Source organism: Blastococcus sp. SYSU DS0619 (assembly GCF_054051035.1).
In genome coordinates, this window is sequence record NZ_JBJHAM010000003.1 from 282,329 (window position 1) to 302,577 (window position 20,249).

Here is a 20,249-nt window from a genome sequence, read left to right on the forward strand (position 1 = left end):
ATCACCAGGGGTAGGCCCCTGGTGGGAACAGCCGACGAGAGACGAGGATCACGCGCGTGACCGCTACGCAGAAGCCACCGACCGATCACCCCAAGACGGCCAGCGACAGCGCCGACCGGCGCTACGCCACGGTCAACCCGTTCACCGGGGAGACCGAGAAGGAGTTCCCCTTCACCGAGACCTCGGAGATCGACGGGATCGTCGGGCGTGCCCACTCCGCCTACCAGGAGTGGCGCAACCGGCCCGTCGAGGAGCGCGCCGCCGTCGTCCGGCGCGCCGCCGAGCTGATGGACGAGCGCCGGGACGACCTCGCGAGGCTCATCACCACGGAGATGGGCAAGCGCAAGGAGGAGGCCACCGGCGAGCTCTACCTCTGCTCGATGATCCTGAAGTACTACGCCGACAACGGCCCCGGCTTCCTGCAGCCCACGTCCATCACGCCGCTGATGGGCAAGGGCGAGGCCGTCGTGGAGACCCAGCCGATCGGCGCCCTGCTGGCCATCGAGCCGTGGAACTACCCCTTCTACCAGGTGGTCCGCGTGGCCGGCCCCAACCTGGTGCTGGGCAACACCGTCATCCTCAAGCACTCGGAGATCACCCCGCAGTGCGCGGTCGCGATCGAGCAGCTCTTCGCCGACGCGGGCGCGCCCGAGGGCGTCTTCACCAACACCTTCCTGCGGATCTCCGACGTCGAGCAGGTCATCGCCGACCCCCGCATCCAGGGCGTGACCCTGACCGGCAGCGAGCGGGCCGGCAGCGCGGTCGCCGCCCTGGCCGGCAAGCACCTGAAGAAGTCGGTGCTCGAGCTCGGCGGCAGCGACCCGTTCATCGTGCTCGACGCCGACGACATGGCCGCCACGGTGAAGGCGGCGACCATGGGCCGGATGCAGAACACCGGCCAGGCGTGCACCGCCTCCAAGCGGCTGATCGTCACCGAGGAGCTGTACGAGCCGTTCGTCGAGGGGCTCAAGCAGGCCTTCTCGACGTTCGCCCCGGGCGACCCGGCCGACGCCTCGACGTCGCTGGCCCCGCTGTCGTCGGAGAAGGCCGCCCAGGACCTGCACGCGCAGATCCAGGACGCCGTCGACAAGGGCGCCACGGTCGTCGCCGGCGGGAAGCGCCCCGACCACCCGGGTGCGTTCGTCGAGGCCACCGTCCTCACCGACGTCACGCCGGAGATGCGGGCCTTCCGCGAGGAGCTGTTCGGTCCCGCGGCCGTCGTCTACAAGGTGAAGGACGCCGACGAGGCCGTCGCGCTGGCCAACGACAGCGCCTTCGGCCTCGGCGCCACCGTCATGAGCAGCGATCTCGACCGCGCGCGGTCGGTGGCCGACCGGCTCGAGGCGGGCATGGTGTGGATCAACCAGCCCACCGGCTCATCCCCCGAGCTGCCCTTCGGCGGCGTGAAGCGGTCCGGCTACGGCCGCGAGCTCTCCGAGCTGGCCATGTTTGAGTTCGCCAACCGGCGCCTGGTGCGCACCGTGCCGGTGAAGAAGGCCGACCGGCCGGTCGGCGGCTGACCGGGTGCGGGCGGTGCGGTGCGGGCGACCGGGCAGACTGGTGACGTGACAGACGTCTGGTCCGCGCCGCACCACCCGGCTCCCGTCGACGCCGTCGTCACCCTGCCCGGGTCCAAGTCGCTGACCGCCCGGGCGCTGGTGCTGGCGGCCCTGGCCGACGGCCCGAGCCGGCTCGTCCGCCCCCTGCGGGCACGCGACACCGAGCTCATGGCCGCCGGGTTGCGCGCCCTCGGCATCGGGATCGAGGACGACGGCGAGGACCAGGTGATCACCCCCGGCCCCCTGCGCGGGGGCGTCGACGTCGACGCCGGGCTGGCCGGCACGATCCTGCGCTTCCTCCCGCCGGTCGCCGCCCTGGCCGACGGGCCGGTGCGCATCGACGGGGACCCGCGGCTGGGTGAGCGCCCCAACGCCGGGCTGATCGACGGCCTGCGCGGCCTCGGCGTCGACATCGACGACGACGGGCGCGGCCGGGCGCCGTTCGTCGTCCGCGGCACCGGACGGGTGCCCGGCGGCACCGCGGTGGTCGACGCGAGCGAGTCCAGCCAGGTGCTCTCCGGCCTCCTGCTCGCCGCCGCCCGCTACGAGCGCGGCGCGGACCTGGAGCTGACCGGCGGGCTGCCCTCCCTGCCGCACGTCGAGATGACGGTCACGACGCTGCGCGAGCACGGGGTGGAGGTCGTCGCCACCGACCGGGGGTGGCGGGTCTCCCCCGGCCCCATCGCCGCGCTCGACCGCGTGGTGGAGCCCGACCTCTCCAACGCGGCCCCCTTCCTGGCGGCGGCGCTGGTCACCGGTGGCCGGGTGACGGTGCGGGACTGGCCGGAGGTCACCACCCAGCCCGGTGCCCAGCTGGACCGGCTGCTGAAGGAGATGGGCGCCGCCGTCTCCCGCACCCCCGACGGCGGCCTGCAGGTCACCGGGACCGGCGTCGTCCGGCCCCTGGTCGCCGACCTCGGTGACGTCGGCGAGCTCACCCCGGTGCTGGCCGCGCTGTGCGCGCTCGCCGACGGCACCTCCCGGCTGACCGGGATCGCCCATCTCCGCGGGCACGAGACCGACCGGCTGCAGGCCCTCGACGAGGTGCTCACCGCCGTCGGGGCCCGCGTGCGCCAGCTGCCCGACGGGCTGGAGATCGAGCCCGGCCCCCGGCGCCCCGCGCTGGTGGACTCCTACGCCGACCACCGCATGGTCATGGCCGCCGCCGTCCTCGGGCTGGCGGTCGACGGCGTGCGCGTCGCCGACCCGGGCGCGGTCACCAAGACGCTGCCCGACTTCCGGGAGCGGTGGGCCGGGATGCTGGGAGCCACCCGCTGAGCGGCAACCAGCGCGGGGCGCGGCGGATGGACGAGGACGACGTCCGGGTCCGGCCGAGCCGCCGCGGCTCCCGCCCCCGGACCCGCACCCGCCCCACCCACGCCGACGCCGTCCCCGGGCTGGTGATCGCCGTCGACCGCGGGCGGATGACCGTGCGGGTCGAGGGCCCGGACGGCGGCGCCGTCGACGTGACCGCCATGCGCGCCCGGGAACTGGGACGGCACGGCGTCGTCGTCGGCGACCGGGTGCGGGTCGTGGGCGACACCAGCGGGCGCACGGACACCCTCGCCCGGATCGTGGTCATCGAGGAGCGGGCGACGTCGCTGCGCCGCACCGCCGACGACACCGACCCCACCGAGCGGGTCGTCGTGGCCAACGCCGACCTGCTCGTCGTCGTCACCTCGGTCACCGACCCCGAGCCCGCGTACGGCTTCCTCGACCGCTGCCTGGTCGCCGCCTACGCCGGCGGCCTCGAGCCGCTGCTGTGCCTCACCAAGACCGACCTCGCATCGGCCAAGCCGCTGCTGGACCGCTACGCCGGGTTGAGCCTGGACGCGGTGCCGATGTCCCGTGAGCTCCCGCTGGAGGACCTGGTCGGCCGGCTCCGCGACCGGATGAGCGTCTTCGTCGGCCAGTCCGGCGTCGGCAAGTCAACGCTGGTCAACCGGCTGGTGCCCGATGCGCTCCGGGCCACCGGCGACGTCAGCAAGATCGGCAAGGGCCGGCACACGTCGTCGTCCGCCGTGCTCTTCGACCTCCCCGGCGGCGGCACCGTCATCGACACCCCCGGCATCCGCTCGTTCGGCCTGGCGCACGTCACCGCCGACGACGTCCTCTCCGCGTTCGAGGACATCGCCGAGGCCGCCACCGACTGCCCGCCCGGCTGCGGGCACACCGCCGAGGACCCGGACTGCGCCCTCGACGCGTGGGCGGCCGCCGGCCCGCCGCGCCGGCAGGAGCAGCTGACCGCCCTGCGGGTCCTGCTCGGTGCGGTCGGCCAGGTCGGCCCCGGCTACTGACGGCGGAACCAGCTCCGCCGCGGCTCGGTGAACAGGTCGTCGGCCATCGGCTCGTCGACCGCCTCGATGCGCAGGTCGTGGCCCTGCCCCGCCACGTCTCCCCCGACGGCCTCGGTCAGCACGCACACCCCCGTCTGCACGTCCAGGCGGACCCGGTGCGCCGTGGGGTAGGCGGCCAGCACGTGCTCCGGGTGGTCCCGGTACTCGAGCAGGTCCACGTCCCGGGAGCGGAGCAGCGGGCAGCACCCGCAGCGCGGCTCGTACGCCGGCGTCGTGCGGACGACGGCCTCCCACGCCGGACGCCCGCCGTGCTCGGTCGCGGTCACCGTGTCCAGCAGCAGCGGCGCCTCGTCGGGTTCGGCGTCCAGGCCCGGATCGGCGAGCTCGGCGGGGTCGAGCATCGCCACCCAGGCGTAGTTCTGGTACATCGGGTCGTCGAAGGAGAGGTCCCCCTGCGACGGGCGGTGGGCCACCAGGCCGTCCGGCCGCCGCACCGGGGCCGGCGCCCCGTCCTCGAGCGGCCAGGGCAGCTCGACGGTGCGGCCACCCCCCACCGTCAGGAGGCCGATCCGCGGGCGGGACGTGCGGCCTGCCTGCAGCAGCTCCCCGTCCGGCGTCTCCACCCGCAGGGCGTCGGGCCGGCGCAGCCACGCCCGCACCGGCGTCGTCTGCCACGGGTTGCCCGGCCAGGAGACCGTGAAGCGCAGCGTCGTCCACCGCCACGGCGACGAGCGCGCGAGGGCGGCGAAGGCATCGGCCGACGGGGTGAGCACCCGGCCAGTCTGCGCGGCCGGGCGCTCGGTGACGAGCGACTTGTCGACACCACGGCTCGTCGACTCGTCGTGCTGTCGACCGCCCGGGACGCCACGGCGGGTCGGGATCGAGTGGAGGGGCCTCCTCAGACCTCCACGTAGCCGCCGCTGCGCCAGTAGACCCCGGCCTCCCGGCTGAGCAGCCCCTCGTCCACCAGGTACCGGCGCAGCGCCGCCACGTCGGGGTGCCAGACGGCCAGCAGCGCGTTCACCTCGCGCTCGGGGTAGCGGACGCCCGGCTCGAACACGCGCACCAGGTGGTCGAGGACCACCAGCCGCTTGCTCCGCTGGGCGGGGATCGACACCAGCCGGCCGTCGCGGACGAAGGTGGTGAGCACCCCGTTCTCGACCGGGTCGTCCGACAGCGGCTCTGCGGCCGGCGCCGCCTCCGCAGCCGCGCGGGCGGCCGCGCCGAACCGCTCGGCGTGCAGCGCCAGGGAGTGCCCGTCGCGGTCGACCAGCCCCGCCCGGGCCAGCCGCCGGGCCGCGAGCGCGACCTCCTTCAGCGAGAGCCCGGAGGCGGCCGCCACCTCCTCGATCGTGGTGGCGCCGAGGGCCAGGGCGGCGACCACCTTCAGCCGAACCGGGTCGGCCAGCAGCCCCGCGATCGTCGCTGCGTCCACGCACCCGACGGTATCCGTGCATCGGTGCCCGGGTGCCGGGTAGGACCCGGACCATGGTGAGCCCCATCGACATCCAGAAGGCCCTGTCCGGCATCGACTACCCCGCGGGCAAGGACGACATCGTCAAGCACGCGGAGTCGCACGGCGGCGACCAGGAGGTGCTCGACGCCTTGAAGAAGATCGACGACCGCGAGTACGAGGGGCCGAGCGGGGTCAGTTCCGCCGTCTTCGACTGACCGCCCGCTAGGTTGGGTGCCCATGACGTCGGGTCGGGGCTTCTCAGAGGACATGCGGCTGGCACACGTGCTGGCCGATCAGGCCGACTCGATCAGCATGGAGCGGTTCAAGGCGCAGGATCTGACGGTCGAGACCAAGCCCGACCTGACGCCGGTCACCGACGCCGACCGGGCGGTCGAGGAGATGCTGCGCATCACGCTGAGCCGGGCCCGCACCCGGGACGCGGTGCTGGGCGAGGAGTACGGGACGACCGGCCACGGGTCCCGCCGCTGGGTGCTCGACCCGATCGACGGCACGAAGAACTTCGTGCGCGGCGTGCCGGTGTGGGCCACGCTGATCGCGCTGTTCGACGGCGACGAGCCGGTGGTCGGCCTGGTCTCGGCGCCGGCGCTGAACCGGCGCTGGTGGGCGGCCAAGGACGTCGGTGCCTGGACCGGGCGCCGGCTGGAGTCGGCCACCCGCTGCCGGGTGTCGGAGGTCGCCCGGCTCGGTGACGCCAGCCTCAGCTACTCCAGCCTGTCGGGCTGGGAGGAGCGGGGCGGGCTCGACGGGTTCCTCGGCCTCACCCGCTCGGTGTGGCGCACCCGCGCCTACGGCGACTTCTGGAGCTACGTGCTCCTGGCCGAGGGCGCGGTGGACATCGCCTGCGAACCCGAGGTGTCGATCTGGGACCTCGCCGCCCTCGACGTGATCGTGCGCGAGGCCGGCGGCCGGTTCACCGACGTGAACGGCGCCCCCGGGCCGGCCGGCGGCAGCGCCCTGGCCACCAACGGCAAGCTGCACGACGCCGCCCTCGAGCAGCTGCGGACCGGCGGCCGGCCCAGCCCCGCCTGACGACGGCCGCGGGAGCATCGCAGCGAGCGCCAGCGAGCGAGGAGCGGACCGCGGACGGACTCAGGCCAGAGGGCACCGCCTGACGACGGCCGGGGGAGCACCGCAGCGAGCGAGGAGCGGACTGCGGACGGACTCAGGCCAGAGGGCACCGCCTGACGCCGGCACGGCCTCGGGCACGAGGACACCCGGCCGGCGGGACGGACGGTGGCTCAGGAGCGCGCAGGCTCCCCGCCCGGACCCGGGGTGGCCGACCGCCAGCGCTCGGCCGCACGGTCCAGCTCCGGGTCGGACCGGGGTTCGACGAGCGGGCCGACGTCGCGGCGAGGCGTCACCTCGATGCCGATGCCCCGGCCGGCGAGCTGGGCGGCGCCGACCGCGGAGGCGCTGCGCAGGCGCAGGTGACGCACCGGACGCCGGAGGACGTCGGCGAGCAGCTGCTGCACGAACGGCGAGCGGGCGCCCCCGCCGGTGAGCACCACGGGGGCGTCGTCATCCGGGGAGGCGAGGAGCTCCAGCGCCGCACCGACGGCGAGGACGACGCCCTCGACGGCCGCGCGGGCGAGGTCCGCACGGCTCGTGCCGGCGTGCAGACCGGTCCAGCTCCCGCGTTCGGCCGCGCCCGCCACCCCGCCGCGCTCGCCGGTCAGGAAGGGCCGGAAGACGACGCCGCCGGCCCCGGGGGGCGTGTCCGCAGCCGCGGCCAGCAGCTCCTCCCACGACAGGCCGAGCACCTGCCGCACCCAGGACCACGCCAGCCCGCCGTTCTGCAGCGCCGCCATCGCGTACCAGGACCCCGTCGCATCGGCGTAGCCGTGCACGAGCGGCGCGTCCACGGGCTCCGGCGTCCAGCCCGGCCGCAGCAGCTGCGCGCCGGTGCCGAGGTTCACCTGCACCCCGGCCGTGGTGCCGGCGGCCAGCAGCGCGAGCGGCGTGTCGGCACCGCCGACCACGACGGGCACCTCGCCGACGGGCAGCCGGGTCGTCCCCACCAGGTCGGTGCCCGGCCGGACGGCGGGCAGGAGGTCCGGGCGCAGCCCGGCGGCCCGGGTCGCCGCGACCGACCAGCGATCCCCCGGCAGGTCCCAGAGCAGCGTGGCGGAGGCGTCGCTGCGGTCGGTGACCCGGGGGTCGGTGCCCGGGACGAGGGCGGCCCGGAGCGCGTCCTTGGGGAGCACGACCGCCGCGGCACGGGCGACGAGCTCCGGCTCGTGCGCCGCCCACCAGGCCGCGAGCGGCCCGGTCATCCCCGGCACCAGGGGGTTGGCCAGCGCGGCGCGGTCGGCCGCGGGCAGGGCCCGCCACCGCGCCAGCTCGGTGGTCGCCCGCCGGTCCGGCCACAGCAGCGCAGGGGTCAGCGCCCGGCCGACCGCGTCGACCAGCACGGCGCCGTGCATCTGCCCGGACAGCCCGAGCGCGCGCACCCGGTGCCCGTCCAGCGCCGGAGCGATCCGCGCGGACGCCTCCTCGAGCGCCGCCGTCCAGGTGCCCACCTCGGTCTGCGCCCAGCCCGGCTGCGGGGCGTCGACGGCGTAGTCGACCTCGGCCTCGGCCACGATCTCCCCGTCGGGAGCCACGGCCGCGAGCTTCAGCCCGCTGGTCCCGAGGTCCGCACCGAGGACGACGTCAGCCATCGCTGCCTCCTTCAGGCCGTGGCGGTGGTGGGGGCCGTCACCGCGCCAGCCGCTCGGCCATGAACGCCCGGGCGTGGGTGGCCAGGTCTCGGCCGTCGTCCCAGAGGTTGCGCCAGACACCGAGCTTGTTGGAGAGCTCCCGCGCCACCACCGCGGAGGAGAAGCTCTCGAACGTCACCGGCCCCGTGTAGCCGGTGGCCTTCAGCGCCCCGAAGAAGCCGTCGAAGTCGATGGTGCCGCTGCCGAGGTAGCCGCGGTGCGACTCGCCGATGTGCACGTAGCCGAGCTGGTCGCCGGTCTCCTCGACGGGGGCGACAAAGCCGTTCTCCTCGATGTTCATGTGGTACGTGTCCAGGTGCAGCGTGATCGGCCGCCCGGTCTCCGCGACGAAGTCCCGCATCTCCGCCGCCGTGTTGACGACGTTGGTCTCGTACCGGTTGACCACCTCGAGCGCCAGGGTGATGCCTGCACCGGCCGCCTGCTCCGACAGCCAGGCCATCGCCTCGACGGCGTTGCGCCGCCCCTTCTCCGAGACCGGCGCCATGTACTTGCGCAGGTCGCTGTAGAGGACGCCGCACAGGTGCGAGGCCCCGACGTCGGCGGCGCACTCCAGCGCCGCGGCGATCAGGTCACGACCGCGCTGGACCACGGCCGGGTCCTCGCTGGAGACGTCGGCGTCCGGGGCCAGGCCCAGCGAGCAGGCGACGCCGAGGCCGTTGTCCGCGAGCAGCTGCCGGGTGCCGGCGGCGTCGAACGAGGCGGTGTCGTGCAGGGAGATCTCGATCAGGTCGAAGCCGGTCTCGCGCGTCGACTCGATGGCGAAACGCGCGGACTCGGGCGTCCAGTCGCCGGTCCAGACCAGGGCGTGCACACCCAGCGGGTTCACGGAAGAGTTCCTCTCAGCTGTACGGGAAGTCGCGGCCGGGAGCGGCCGCGAACGGTGGGTCAGGCGGTGATGGCGCCGGTGACGAGGCCGACGAGGTCCTCACCGGTCGTGCCCTCGGTCCGGCGGTGGGCGACGCTCCGGCCGGACCGCATGACCCAGACCTCGTCGGCCAGCCGCAGCACCTGGTCGAAGTTGTGGCTGATCAGCAGCACCGTCAGCCCGCGCGAGCGCAGGTCGCGGATGAGCTCCTCGACGCGCGCGGTCTCCTGGACGCCGAGCGCGGCCGTGGGCTCGTCCATGATCACCATCTGGGACCCCCACCCGGCGGCCCGGACGATGGACACGGCCTGCCGCTGCCCGCCGGAGAGCCGTTTGACGCGCTGGGTCACGCCGGGCACGTTGATGGCGAGGGAACCGACCAGCTCCCGCGCCCGCTCGCGCATCGCCCGGCGGTCCAGCAGCCGGATGGGGCCCAGCCCCCTGGTGATCTCCCGGGTGAGGAAGAGGTTCTGCCAGACGGTGAGCTCCTCCACCAGGGCGAGGTCCTGGTGGACGGTCTCGATGCCCGCCGCCTGGGCCTGCTCCGGCACGGAGAACCGCACCGGACGGCCGTCGAACAGCAGCTCGCCGGCGTCGGGGGCGTGCACGCCGGACAGGCACCGCACGAGGGTCGACTTCCCGGCGCCGTTGTCGCCGATCAGGGCCGTCACGGTCCCCCGCCGGACGGTGATGCTGCCGTCCTTGAGGGCCTGCACGCTGCCGAAGGCCTTGCGCAGGTTCCGCGCCACGAGGAGTTCGTCGCCGGGGCTGGCAGCCACCTCGGGAGCCGGGGTGCCGGTCGGCGCGGTCGGGTCGGTGGTCATCGCGAGAACCTCGTCAGGAAGGCGGCCGCGGCGACGACGACACCGACGGCGAGGGGTTGGTAGAACTGCGACAGCCCGACCAGGGTCAGGCCGTTCACCAGCGCGGTCAGGAGGACCGCGCCGATGACCGGGCCGGCGATGGTGGCCCGCCCGCCGAACAGGCTGACTCCGCCGAGGACGACCGCGGCGACCGAGTTGAGCAGGAAGCTGGTGTTGCTCGCCGGCTCCGCCGCCCCGACCCGGGCCACCAGGAGGATGGCGGCGATCCCGGCCAGCACGCCGGAGATCACGTACGCCGCCATCTTGATGCGGACGGTGTGCACGCCGGTCTTGCGAGCCGCCTCCTCCGAGCCACCGGTCGCCAGCAGCCGCAGCCCGAAGCGGCTGTGGAAGAGGACGACGTGGGCCACGACCGCCACCACGACGGCGACCAGCACGGGCCAGGCCACGGGACCGAGCCCGCCGGCGGCGATCGCGAGCAGGAAGCCGTCGAGAACGGGCTGCGGCCTGCCGTCGGCGATGATCAGCGCGAGCCCGGAGGCCGCCGAGAGCGTGGCCAGCGTGACGATGAAGTCGGTGATCCGGCCGCGGGCGACGAGCAGGCCGTTGACCAGGCCCACGAGCGCGGAGGCGGCGATCCCGGCGAGGCAGGCCAGGTAGATGCTGACCCCGGCGGCGGCGAACTGGCCGAGGACCACCGCACCCAGGGTCATCGAGGAGGCGACCGAGAGGTCGATCCCCGAGGTGGCGACCACGAAGGTCTGCCCGACGGCCAGCACGACCAGGATCGCGCTGGCCAGCAGGATGGCCTCGATGTTGCCGCCGGTGAGGAAGGTCGGGGTGAGCAGGCCGAAGACGACGACCAGGACGACCAGGCCGACCGGTGCGGCGAGCTCGGCCCACGGCGCCGCGGCGAGGCGGTTGCCCAGCGAGCGCCGGGAGGCGTCCTGGCCGGCCCCGTCCGGTGCGGGCGGTGGCGCGTCGTCCGGCGCGGACTCGGCCGGACTGTGGTTGATGGCGGTCACGACGGGATTCCTCTCCTACGGCAGGCGGCAGCCGGTGGAACGGCGGTCCCGGCCGGGCCGGGGCGGTCCGCCCCGGCCCGGCCGAGGCTCAGCCGGCCAGGTCGGCCAGCGGGTCCTCGAACTCCTCGAACGGAGCCGGGAACGCCGCCAGGGCCTGCTCGGCGACGTCCTGGGTGACGACGGCGGTCGGGGCCGTGACGGTCTCGGGCAGCTCGGCCCCCGAGACGGCTGCCACGCAGGCCTCGACGCCCATCTGGCCGATGGCGTACGGGTACTGCGCGACGGTGGCGGTCAGCTCGCCGGCCTGCACAGCCTCGAGCGCCTCCTGGTTGCCGTCGACGCTGATGATCGCGATCTCACCGGTGCGCCCGGCGTTGGCGACCGCGCGGGCGATGCCCAGCCCCATGTCGTCGTTGGCGGCGAAGAACCCGGCGAGGTCGGGGTTGGCGGCGAGGATGTCGGTGGCCGCGGTCAGCGCCCGCTGGCGCTCCCAGTCGGCGGCGACGGTCTGCACCACCTCGAGCGTGCCGTCCACGGCCGCGGTGAAGCCGTCCACCCGGGCGCCGCTGGTGACGTCACCGGCGATGCCCCCGATGACCGCCACCTGGCCGGAGCCGATCGCCTCGATCATCGTCTCGCCGGCCTTGGCGCCGGCCTCGGTGTTGTCCGTGCCGATGTAGGTGGCGATGTCGGCGCCGGCCTCCTCGGCCGCCTCGGCGTCGACCGGGCTGTCGATGTTGACGATCGGCACGTCCTGCCGCGCCACCTGCGCCAGGCCCTGGACCAGGTTGGTGCCCGAGATCGGGTTGACGATGTAGCAGCCGAAGTCCTGCTGGGCGAGGGTGCTGAGCCGGTCGGCCTGCCCGGTGGTGTCGGTGATGCTCTGCGCGGCCTGCACCTCGACGTCGACGCCGGCGTCGTCCGCGGCCGTCTCGATCCCTTCTTCCATGGCCTGGAAGAAGGGGTTGTCCAGGCCCTTGATGACGGCGGCGACCGGCTGGTCGGCTCCGTCACCGGAGCCCGAGCCGGAGCCCGACCCGGCGGAGTCGCTCCCGCAGGCGGCGAGCAGGGTGACCGTGGCCGATCCGGCGACGACGGCGGTGAGGACCCGGTTCATCCGGGGAGACGAGAGCGTCATTGCGGCCTCCTTTATGGCTGGTGCAAGACATTAAGTACCGGTTACAGTGCTGTCAACATACGAAAAGGCGGTGACGAGTTGGCCGGACCGGAGATCATGGGCCGTGGGGTCATCGAGCCCGGGGTCGCAGCACTGCTGCAACACTTCCGCTCCGGTGCGCCGCTCACCCGGGCCGAGGTCGGCGAGCGCACCGGCTGGGCCCGCGTGACGGTGAACGCGAGGATCGACAGCCTGGTCGAGGCCGGGCTGCTGGCCGAGGCGGGGCTGTCGATCGGCAGCCGGGGGCGGCCGGCGACGCGGTTCCGGTTCGATCCGTCCCGTGGCCAGCTGCTCGTCGCCGACATCGGCGCCTCCGGCATGCGCCTGGCGGTGTGCGACCTCGCGGGCACCGTCCTCGCCCGGAGCGACGCCACGTCGAGCGTCGCCGAGGGCCCCGATCCGGTGCTCGGCACCGCTCTGGACGGTCTCGACCGGCTGCGCAGCGACCTGCCGCCGATGCCCGTCTGGGGAGTCGGGGTCAGCCTCCCCGGCCCCATCGAGGCGGCGACCGGACGCGTGATCTCCCCGCCGATCATGACCGGGTGGGACGGCGTCGCCGTCCCACCGCTGGTGCAGCGACGGTTCGACGCCCCCGTCCTGGTGGAGAACGACGTCAACGCCATGGCCGTCGGCGAGCGCACCGCGGTGCACCCCGACGTCGACGACCTGCTCTTCCTGAAGGTCGGTACCGGGGTCGGGACCGGGATCATCAGCAACGGCCGGGTGGTCCGCGGCGCTCAGGGATCGGCGGGCGACCTCGGGCACACCTGGGCCGACGTGGAGCCGGACAGCACCGCGGGAGCCACCGCCCGCCAGGGCGGCCGGCCGCTGTGCCGCTGCGGCAAGGTGGGGTGCATCGAGGCCTACGCGTCGGGCTGGGCCCTGGTCGAGGAGCTCTCCCGGACCGCCTCCCCGGTCGACGGGGTGGACGGGCTCATCGACGCGGTGGCGGCGGGCCACTGGCAGGCCATCGCCGCCGTCCGCCAGGCCGGGCGGGTGCTCGGCGCGGGCGTGGCCCAGGTGGTGAGCATGCTGAACCCGTCCGTCGTGGTCGTCGGCGGCCAGCTGGGCAAAGCCGGTGAGCACCTGCTGGCCGGGATCCGGGAACGCGTCGCGCAGCGCTCCCTGCCGCTGGCCACCCGCGAGCTGCAGATCGTGCACAGCGAGCTCGACGGCGATGCGGGGGTCATCGGGCTGGCGAGCGGGCTCGCCGAGAGCGTGCTCACCGACAGCCAGGCGCTGACGCGCTCGGTCAGCGCCTGACCCGCCGGCGGCTCACCCCGCGGCCGGGCTGTCCCCGTACGCGTAGGAGCTGTCGGTGTACCGGCCCCCCACGGCCACCCCGGGAGGGGCGATCAGGTCCAGCCGGGCCAGCTCGTCGGCGGTCAGCTCGACGGCGGCGGCCCCGGCGTTCTCCTCCAGGTAGCTGCGGCGCTTGGTGCCCGGGATGGGGACGACGTCGTCGCCCTGGGCCAGCACCCACGCCAGCGCCAGCTGACCGGGCGACACGCCCTTGACGGCGGCGAGCTCGCGTACCGCGTCGACGAGCCGAAGGTTGGCCGCGAACGCCTCGCCGGAGAACCGCGGGTGGCCGCGGCGCCAGTCGTCGTCGGCGAAGTCGGCCGGGTCGGTGATCGCCCCGGTGAGGAAGCCCCGACCCAGCGGGCTGAACGGCACGATCCCGATCCCGTGCTCGCGGGCCACGCCGAGGACGGTGTCACCACCCGCCCCGGCCACCTCCAGGTCGCGCGTCCACATCGACCACTCGCTCTGCAGGGCGGCGATCGGGTGCACGGCGACGGCCCGGCGGATCGAGGCGGCGCTGGCCTCCGACAGCCCGAGGTACCGGACCTTGCCCTGGGCGACGAGCTCCGCCATGGCGCCGACGGTGTCCTCGATCGGCACCCGCGGGTCGACCCGGTGCTGGTAGTAGAGGTCGATGATCTCCACACCCAGCCGGCGCAGGCTCACCTCGGCGCAGGCCCGGACGTTCTCCGGCCGGCCGTCGATGGTCATGCCCCCGTCCGGGGTGCGGGCCAGGGAGAACTTGGTCGCCAGCTGCACCTCGTCCCGGCGGCCGGCGATCGCCTCGCCCACCAGCTCCTCGTTGTGGCCGCTGCCGTAGACGTCGGAGGTGTCGAGGAACGTGACACCGAGGTCCAGCGCCCGGTGGACGGTGGCCAGGGACTCGGACCGGTCGGCCGGTCCGTACATCTGGCTCATGCCCATGCAGCCCAGCCCGAGGGCGGAGACCGTCAGGCCCTCCCGGCCGAGCGAGCGGGTACCGACGGGCGAGGGCGACGAGGAAGGCATGCCCCGCATCCTCGTCCGCCTCCCGGCGCGCCCGCCACCGCCGGTTTCCGCAGGTGGCCCCCGGGTAGCCGCTCGGAGCACCGATCGAACCGGAGGACCTGATGAGCTCCAGCCGCAACCGTCCCGGCCTGCGCCGCACCGCCCGCGTCCTGGGCCTGGCCAGCACCGGCCTGGGGGTGGCGATGCTCCGCGACCCGAGGGGCGTCGCCCGGTTCTCCGGTGTCGACGACTCGGCGACCGCGCTGCAGCTGATCCCGCTGGTCGGCGCCCGCGAGCTGGTGCACGCCCTGCCGTTGCTGGCCGGCCGCCCCGGCTGGGCCTGGACCCGGGTGGCCGGTGACGCCGTCGACCTGTCCGCGATGGGTGTCGCCCTCTCCTCCCGGAGCGGGGAGAGAGGGCGCCGGCTGCGCAACGCCACGGTCGCCGTCGCCGGCCTGGCCGCCCTGGACCTGCTCACCGCCGCGCGCTCCCGCCGCGCCGGCAGCCGCGGGCCCGCACGGGAGCTGCTGCCCTCCTCGGCCCCGTGGAAGAGCGCGATCGACGTCTCGTCGGCGACCACGGTGAGCAGGGACCCGCGCGAGGTCTACGACCACTGGCGCGACTTCTCCCGGCTGCCCGAGTTCATGGCCCACGTGCGCGAGGTGCGCACCGTCGCCAACGGCACCCGCTCGCACTGGGTCGCCGAGGCCCCGGGCCGGCGGACCGTCGAGTGGGACGCCGAGGTGGTCGAGGACTCGCCGGGCGAGCGCATCCGGTGGCGGTCGCTCCCCGGCGCCGGCATCGAGAACGCGGGCTCGGTGGAGTTCCGCCCGGCACCCGGGGACCGGGGCACCGAGGTGCGGGTCCGGCTGGCCTACGCCCAGCCCGGTGGCCGACTCGGCAAGGTCGTCGCCGGCATGTTCGGCCAGTCGCCGGAGCAGCAGGTGCGCGACGACCTGACCCGCTTCAAGCAGGTGCTCGAGACCGGCCAGGTCGTCCGCTCCGAGGCCACCCCCGAGGGCGTGCGGGCCGGGCGGCTCGCCGCCCAGCGCCCCGCGGCTCCCCGCTCCTGACCCGCCCCGTCTCCGGAAGGACACCCCCGTGCGCGCCACCCAGTGGATGGGCAAGAACCACATCGAGGTCAACGAGGTCCCCGACCCGCAGCTCCTGAACGACCGCGACGCGATCGTGAAGGTCACCTCGACCGCGATCTGCGGCTCCGACCTGCACCTCTACGACGGCTTCATCCCGACGATGCGCAGGGGCGACATCCTCGGCCACGAGTTCATGGGCGAGGTGGTCGAGGTCGGCAAGGGCGTCGGCAACCTGCGCGTGGGCGACCGGGTCGTCGTCCCCTTCCCCATCGCCTGCGGCAGCTGCAACTCCTGCCGCCAGGGCCTGTTCTCCGTCTGCGAGAACTCCAACCCGAACGCCCGCATCGCCGAGAAGTTCATGGGCCACTCCCCCTGCGGCATCTTCGGCTACTCGCACATGATGGGCGGCTACCCCGGCGGCCAGGCCGAGTACGCCCGGGTTCCCTTCGCCGACGTCGGCCCGCTCGTGGTCGACGACGACCTCACCGACGAGCAGGTCCTGTTCCTCACCGACGTCTTCCCGACCGGCTTCATGGGCGCCGACGCCTGCGACATCTCCCCCGGGGACGTCGTCGCCGTCTGGGGCGCCGGAGCCGTCGGGCAGTTCGCCGTCGCCAGCGCCAGGATGCTCGGCGCCGAGCGGGTCATCGCCATCGACCGGTTCGGCTACCGGCTGGACAAGGCGCGCGAGGCCGGGGCCACCGACGTCCTGAACTACGAGGACGTCGACGTCCTCGACGCCCTGCAGGAGCTGACCGCCGGCCGCGGACCCGACGCCGCCATCGACTGCGTCGGCATGGAGGCCCACCACCCGAACGCGGCGATCAACGCCTACGACCGCGCGAAGCAGGCCACGATGAGCGAGACCGAGCGGCCGCACGCGCTGCGCGAGGCGATCCTCGCGGTGAAGAACGGCGGCACCGTCTCGATCGTCGGCGTCTACGGCGGGCTGATGGACAAGTTCCCGATCGGCTCGCTGATGAACCGGTCGCTGACCGTGAAGACCGGCCAGGCCCACGTCCAGCGGTACCTGAAGCCGCTGTACGAGCGGATCCGCAACGGCGAGATCGACCCCAGCTTCGTCGTCTCGCACACGCTGCCGCTGGAGCAGGCCCCGGAGGCCTACCGGATGTTCCGCGACAAGGAGGACCGCAGCAACAAGGTGGTCCTCAAGCCCTGACCCCACCCGCAGCCGCGCTCCGGCCGAGGAGGACACCCCCCGTGCAGTACGCCGACTCCGTCGTCGACCTGGTCGGCGACACCCCGCTGGTGCGGTTGTCGTCGGTGACCCGCCACCTGGGTCCCGACGCGCCGCTGGTGCTGGCCAAGGTCGAGTACCTCAACCCGGGTGGCTCGGTGAAGGACCGGATCGCCGTCCGCATGGTCGACGCCGCCGAGGCGAGCGGTGAGCTGCAGCCGGGCGGCACGATCGTGGAGCCGACCAGCGGCAACACCGGTATCGGCCTGGCGCTGGTCGCCCAGCAGCGCGGCTACAAGTGCATCTTCATCTGCCCCGACAAGGTCGGGCAGGAGAAGATCAACGTCCTCAAGGCCTACGGCGCCGAGGTCGTCGTCTGCCCGACGGCGGTCGATCCCAGCGACCCGCGCTCCTACTACTCGGTGTCCGACCGGCTGGCCCGCGAGACGCCCGGCGGCTGGAAGCCCGACCAGTACTCGAACCCGTTCAACCCGCGCTCGCACTACGAGACGACGGGCCCGGAGGTCTGGGCGCAGACCGAGGGCCGGATCACCCACTTCGTCACCGGTGCCGGCACCGGCGGCACCATCAGCGGCGTCGGGCGCTACCTCAAGGAGGCCTCCGGCGGCCGGGTGCAGGTCATCGGCGCCGACCCGGAGGGCTCGGTCTACTCCGGCGGCACCGGCCGCCCGTACCTCGTCGAGGGCGTCGGCGAGGACTTCTGGCCCACCACCTACGACCAGGGCGTCGCCGACGAGATCGTCGCGGTCTCCGACGGCGACTCCTTCGCGATGACGCGACGGCTGGCGCGCGAGGAGGGCCTGCTGGTGGGCGGCTCCTGCGGGATGGCCGTCGTCGCGGCGCTCCGGGTGGCCGAGCGGCTGACCAAGGACGACGTCCTGGTGGTGCTGCTCCCTGACGGCGGCCGCGGCTACCTCAACAAGATCTTCAACGACACGTGGATGGCCGACTACGGCTTCCTCGAGGCCACCGGCGGCGAGACGGTCGGCGAGCTCCTGGAGGCCAAGGGCGGCAGCACCCCGACGCTGGTGCACACCCACCCCAACGAGACCGTGCGCGACGCCATCGACATCCTCCGGGAGTACGGCGTCAGCCAGCTCCCCGTCGTCCGCGCCGAGCCGCCGGTGACCGCCGGCGAGGTCGTCGGCTCGATCGACGAGAAGACGCTGCTCGACGCGCTGTTCGCCGGCCGCGCCTCGCTGGCCGACCGGGTGGAGAAGCACATGTCGCCGCCGCTGCCGATCGTCGGCTCCGGTGAGGCGGTGCACGCGGCGGTGGCCCAGCTCGGCTCGGCCGACGCGCTGCTCGTGCACGTCGACGGCAAGCCGGCCGGCGTGGTCACCCGGCAGGACGTGCTCGGCCACCTGGCCGGCCTGACGCCTACGGTCGAGCGATGACCGGCTTCGACACCCGCGCCATCCACGCGGGTCAGCACCCCGACCCGGCGACCGGCGCGGTGATCCCGCCGATGCACCTGACGACGACCTACAAGCAGGACGGCGTCGGCGGCCTGCGTGGCGGCTACGAGTACAGCCGCAGCGGCAACCCGACCCGCAACGCGCTGCACGAGGCGCTGGCCTCGCTGGAGGAGGGCACGACGGCGCTGGCGTTCGCCTCCGGGCTCGCCGCCGAGGACACCCTCCTGCGCACCGCCTGCCGGTCCGGTGACCACGTCGTCCTGGGTGGGGACGCCTACGGCGGCACGTTCCGGCTGATCTCCCGCGTGCTGTCGGAGTGGGGCCTGGAGCACACCCCGGTCGACCTCGACGACGCCGACGCCCTGCGCGCCGCGATCCGCCCCACGACGCGGGTCGTCTGGTGCGAGACCCCCAGCAACCCCCTGCTGAACATCACCGACATCGAGCGCACTGCGGCGGTCGCGCACGAGGCCGGCGCGCTGCTCGTCGTCGACAACACCTTCGCCTCGCCCTACTTGCAGCGGCCGCTGACCCTGGGCGCGGACGTCGTCGTGCACTCGACGACGAAGTACCTGGGTGGGCACTCCGACGTGGTGGGGGGCGCACTCGTCACGCGGGATGCCGCCCTCGGCGAGCAGCTGGCGTACAACCACAACGCGATGGGCGCGGTCGCGAGCCCCTTCGACTCCTGGCTGGTGCTGCGCAGCCTCAAGACGCTCGGCGTCCGGATGGACCGGCACTGCGCCAACGCGGCGCGGGTCGCGGAGTTCCTGGCGGGCCGGCCCGAGGTCGCCTCCGTGCTCTACCCGGGGCTGCCCGGCCACCCGGGCCACGAGACGGCGGCGCGGCAGATGTCGGGGTTCGGCGGCATGATCTCGTTCCGGCTCCGGGACGGCGAGGAGGCCGCGCTGCGGGTCTGCGAGCGGACCCGGCTGTTCACGCTGGCCGAGTCGCTCGGTGGCGTCGAGTCGCTGATCGAGCACCCGCACCGGATGACCCACGCCAGCGCCGCCGGCTCACCGCTGGAGGTTCCGGCGGATCTGGTGCGGCTGTCGGTCGGCATCGAGGACGCCGACGACCTGCTCGCGGACCTGCACCAGGCGCTGGGCTGAGCCTCAGACCGCCGTCGGGGTCGGCCCGACGATGAACAGCGGGCGGAAGTGCTCGACCACCGGGAACGGTTCGTAGAAGGAGTGCAGCAGGCGCCGCCACTCCTGGTAGCCCGGCGACCCGCGGAAGCCCTCGGTGTGGTCCTGGAGGCTGTTCCACTCGACGAGCAGGAGGAAGACGTTCTCCCGCTCCACGCACCGGGACAGCAGCAGCCGGCGGAAGCCCGGCGACGCGGAGATGATCGGGGAAGCGGACCGGAACGCCGCCTCGAACTCGGCCTCGCGGCCAGGTGTCACGGACAGCTCTGCGTGCTCGAGGATCACGGCGTGCACCGTACGGCCCGCCGGACATCGCGCCGGGCTGCCCCGGCGGCGCTCAGCGCGGGGCGGTGAGGATGCGGGGACCGTCGGAGGTGACGGCGACGGTGTGCTCGACGTGCGCGGCCCGGCTGCCGTCGGCGCTGCGCAGCGTCCAGCCGTCGGCGTCCACCCTGTAGTCGTCGGAGCCGCCGGCGAGGAACCACGGCTCGATCGCGATCACCAGCCCGGCGCGCAGCGGGACCCCGCGACCGGCCCGGCCCTCGTTGGGCACGGACGGCGCCTCGTGCATGGTGCGGCCCACGCCGTGCCCGCCCTGGTCGGTGTTGATCCCGCACCCGCCGGCCCGGCCGACCGCGCCGATCGCCGCGGAGATGTCACCCACCCGGTTGCCGACGACGGCCGCCGCGATGCCCGCCGCCAGGGCCCGCTCGGTGGTCGCCACCAGCTCGAGGTCCTCCGGCCGCGGCGTGCCCACCGGGAAGGTGATCGCCGCGTCCCCGACCCACCCGTCCAGGACCGCGCCGGCGTCCACGCTGAGCAGGTCGCCGTCGTCGAGCACCTCCGGTGTCGGGATGCCGTGCAGCGCGACGTCGTTGACCGACAGGCACAGCACGCCGGGGAACGGCGGGGTCGTCGCCAACGGCGCGTAGCCGAGGAACGGCGAGGTGGCGCCGGCGTCGGCCAGGACGTCACGGGCGATGGCGTCGAGCTGGGTCAGCCGGACTCCGGGCGCCGCAGCGGCCCGCACCGCAGCGTGCATGTCGGCGACGACCGCGCCGGCGGCCCGCATCGCATCGATCTCACCGGGGGTGCGCAGTTCGATCACGTCGTCGTCCTTCCGGTATTGGTATC

The 20,249-nt window shown here is 74.2% G+C and carries 20 protein-coding genes; 10 read left to right on the forward strand and 10 right to left on the reverse strand.

All coding sequences use genetic code 11. The features are described 5' to 3' along the window. The first annotated feature begins 56 nt into the window (after positions 1-56). From ACI79T_RS06255 to rsgA, 3 genes are read left to right on the forward strand one after another with little or no spacing between them, the layout of a single operon-like run. Positions 57-1,520: an NAD-dependent succinate-semialdehyde dehydrogenase gene (locus tag ACI79T_RS06255; RefSeq protein ID WP_456609180.1), complete on the forward strand. Its 1,464-nt coding sequence runs from the start codon at positions 57-59 to the stop codon at positions 1,518-1,520. Between the two features lie 45 nt (positions 1,521-1,565). Further along, positions 1,566-2,837, forward strand: coding sequence for a 3-phosphoshikimate 1-carboxyvinyltransferase (aroA, locus tag ACI79T_RS06260; RefSeq protein ID WP_456609181.1), 1,272 nt, complete (start codon positions 1,566-1,568; stop codon positions 2,835-2,837). 26 nt (positions 2,838-2,863) lie between these two features. Continuing rightward, positions 2,864-3,856 carry a ribosome small subunit-dependent GTPase A gene (gene rsgA, locus ACI79T_RS06265; protein WP_456609182.1) on the forward strand — a complete coding sequence of 331 codons (993 nt, stop codon included), beginning with the start codon at positions 2,864-2,866 and terminating at the stop codon, positions 3,854-3,856. On the opposite strand, the gene ACI79T_RS06270 is transcribed toward rsgA, so the two are convergent. Both ACI79T_RS06270 and ACI79T_RS06275 read right to left on the reverse strand, forming a co-directional pair. After that, positions 3,850-4,629, reverse strand: coding sequence for a hypothetical protein (locus ACI79T_RS06270; RefSeq protein WP_456609183.1), 780 nt, complete (start codon positions 4,627-4,629; stop codon positions 3,850-3,852). The genes rsgA and ACI79T_RS06270 overlap by 7 nt on opposite strands. Positions 4,630-4,754: 125 nt before the next feature. Further along, the gene (locus ACI79T_RS06275) at positions 4,755-5,291 is read right to left on the reverse strand and encodes a DUF2087 domain-containing protein (protein ID WP_456609184.1); all 537 of its coding nucleotides are present in this window, start codon (positions 5,289-5,291) and stop codon (positions 4,755-4,757) included. Positions 5,292-5,344: 53 nt separating this feature from the next. On the opposite strand from ACI79T_RS06275, the gene ACI79T_RS06280 reads away from it, so the two are divergent. After that, positions 5,345-5,527, forward strand: a complete 183-nt coding sequence (locus ACI79T_RS06280) for a DUF2795 domain-containing protein (RefSeq protein ID WP_456609185.1) — start codon at positions 5,345-5,347, stop codon at positions 5,525-5,527. 52 nt (positions 5,528-5,579) lie between these two features. After that, positions 5,580-6,362: a histidinol-phosphatase gene (gene hisN / locus ACI79T_RS06285; protein WP_456609186.1), complete on the forward strand. Its 783-nt coding sequence runs from the start codon at positions 5,580-5,582 to the stop codon at positions 6,360-6,362. Between the two features lie 209 nt (positions 6,363-6,571). Here the strand turns inward: hisN and ACI79T_RS06290 are convergent, their stop codons facing one another. From ACI79T_RS06290 to ACI79T_RS06310, 5 genes are all read right to left on the reverse strand, one after another. After that, complete coding sequence (locus ACI79T_RS06290; protein WP_456609187.1) at positions 6,572-7,993, reverse strand: FGGY family carbohydrate kinase; 1,422 nt, start codon at positions 7,991-7,993, stop codon at positions 6,572-6,574. A 37-nt stretch (positions 7,994-8,030) separates the two neighbouring features. Further along, the gene (locus tag ACI79T_RS06295; RefSeq protein WP_456609188.1) at positions 8,031-8,879 is read right to left on the reverse strand and encodes a sugar phosphate isomerase/epimerase family protein; all 849 of its coding nucleotides are present in this window, start codon (positions 8,877-8,879) and stop codon (positions 8,031-8,033) included. A gap of 59 nt (positions 8,880-8,938) precedes the next feature. After that, complete coding sequence (locus tag ACI79T_RS06300; RefSeq protein WP_456609189.1) at positions 8,939-9,742, reverse strand: ATP-binding cassette domain-containing protein; 804 nt, start codon at positions 9,740-9,742, stop codon at positions 8,939-8,941. Further along, positions 9,739-10,767: an ABC transporter permease gene (locus ACI79T_RS06305; RefSeq protein ID WP_456609190.1), complete on the reverse strand. Its 1,029-nt coding sequence runs from the start codon at positions 10,765-10,767 to the stop codon at positions 9,739-9,741. The genes ACI79T_RS06300 and ACI79T_RS06305 overlap by 4 nt, the downstream gene beginning before the upstream one ends. 88 nt (positions 10,768-10,855) lie before the next feature. After that, a complete protein-coding gene (locus ACI79T_RS06310; protein ID WP_456609191.1) occupies positions 10,856-11,905 on the reverse strand; it encodes a sugar ABC transporter substrate-binding protein in 1,050 nt (349 codons plus the stop codon). A gap of 78 nt (positions 11,906-11,983) precedes the next feature. Here ACI79T_RS06310 and ACI79T_RS06315 point away from each other — a divergent pair, with 78 nt between their 5' ends. Then, positions 11,984-13,207, forward strand: a complete 1,224-nt coding sequence (locus ACI79T_RS06315; protein WP_456609192.1) for an ROK family protein — start codon at positions 11,984-11,986, stop codon at positions 13,205-13,207. A 12-nt stretch (positions 13,208-13,219) separates the two neighbouring features. Here the strand turns inward: ACI79T_RS06315 and ACI79T_RS06320 are convergent, their stop codons facing one another. Beyond that, on the reverse strand, positions 13,220-14,257 hold the full coding sequence (locus tag ACI79T_RS06320; RefSeq protein WP_456609193.1) for an aldo/keto reductase: 1,038 nt from the start codon (positions 14,255-14,257) through the stop codon (positions 13,220-13,222). Positions 14,258-14,358: 101 nt separating this feature from the next. Between ACI79T_RS06320 and ACI79T_RS06325 the strand changes: the two genes are divergently transcribed. Genes ACI79T_RS06325 through ACI79T_RS06340 form a run of 4 tightly spaced genes read left to right on the forward strand, consistent with a single transcriptional unit; the run spans position 14,359 to position 19,079 of the window. Further along, entirely contained in the window at positions 14,359-15,309 is a 951-nt protein-coding gene (locus ACI79T_RS06325) for an SRPBCC family protein (protein ID WP_456609194.1), read from the forward strand. A 28-nt stretch (positions 15,310-15,337) separates the two neighbouring features. Continuing rightward, positions 15,338-16,510, forward strand: a complete 1,173-nt coding sequence (locus tag ACI79T_RS06330; protein WP_456609195.1) for a zinc-dependent alcohol dehydrogenase — start codon at positions 15,338-15,340, stop codon at positions 16,508-16,510. A 41-nt stretch (positions 16,511-16,551) separates the two neighbouring features. Continuing rightward, on the forward strand, positions 16,552-17,946 hold the full coding sequence (locus tag ACI79T_RS06335) for a cystathionine beta-synthase (RefSeq protein ID WP_456609196.1): 1,395 nt from the start codon (positions 16,552-16,554) through the stop codon (positions 17,944-17,946). Further along, positions 17,943-19,079, forward strand: a complete 1,137-nt coding sequence (locus ACI79T_RS06340) for a cystathionine gamma-synthase (protein ID WP_456609197.1) — start codon at positions 17,943-17,945, stop codon at positions 19,077-19,079. Before ACI79T_RS06335 ends, ACI79T_RS06340 begins: the two co-directional genes overlap by 4 nt. Positions 19,080-19,082: 3 nt before the next feature. Here the strand turns inward: ACI79T_RS06340 and ACI79T_RS06345 are convergent, their stop codons facing one another. Both ACI79T_RS06345 and map read right to left on the reverse strand, forming a co-directional pair. Beyond that, the gene (locus tag ACI79T_RS06345; protein ID WP_456609198.1) at positions 19,083-19,400 is read right to left on the reverse strand and encodes an antibiotic biosynthesis monooxygenase family protein; all 318 of its coding nucleotides are present in this window, start codon (positions 19,398-19,400) and stop codon (positions 19,083-19,085) included. Positions 19,401-19,452: 52 nt separating this feature from the next. Continuing rightward, positions 19,453-20,223 (reverse strand): type I methionyl aminopeptidase, encoded by a 771-nt coding sequence (map, locus tag ACI79T_RS06350; protein WP_456609199.1) that lies wholly within the window; start codon positions 20,221-20,223, stop codon positions 19,453-19,455. Positions 20,224-20,249 lie beyond the last annotated feature (26 nt).

Excerpts from the sequence above, each read along its gene's own strand:
- ACI79T_RS06325 (WP_456609194.1), top strand. The coding sequence starts at position 14,359 with ATGAGCTCCAGCCGCAACCGTCCCGGCCTGCGCCGCACCGCCCGCGTC.
- hisN (WP_456609186.1), top strand. The coding sequence starts at position 5,580 with ATGCGGCTGGCACACGTGCTGGCCGATCAGGCCGACTCGATCAGCATG.
- ACI79T_RS06290 (WP_456609187.1), bottom strand. The coding sequence starts at position 7,993 with ATGGCTGACGTCGTCCTCGGTGCGGACCTCGGGACCAGCGGGCTGAAG.
- ACI79T_RS06340 (WP_456609197.1), top strand. The coding sequence starts at position 17,943 with ATGACCGGCTTCGACACCCGCGCCATCCACGCGGGTCAGCACCCCGAC.
- ACI79T_RS06300 (WP_456609189.1), bottom strand. The coding sequence starts at position 9,742 with ATGACCACCGACCCGACCGCGCCGACCGGCACCCCGGCTCCCGAGGTG.
- ACI79T_RS06280 (WP_456609185.1), top strand. The coding sequence starts at position 5,345 with ATGGTGAGCCCCATCGACATCCAGAAGGCCCTGTCCGGCATCGACTAC.
- ACI79T_RS06320 (WP_456609193.1), bottom strand. The coding sequence starts at position 14,257 with ATGCCTTCCTCGTCGCCCTCGCCCGTCGGTACCCGCTCGCTCGGCCGG.
- rsgA (WP_456609182.1), top strand. The coding sequence starts at position 2,864 with ATGGACGAGGACGACGTCCGGGTCCGGCCGAGCCGCCGCGGCTCCCGC.
- ACI79T_RS06310 (WP_456609191.1), bottom strand. The coding sequence starts at position 11,905 with ATGACGCTCTCGTCTCCCCGGATGAACCGGGTCCTCACCGCCGTCGTC.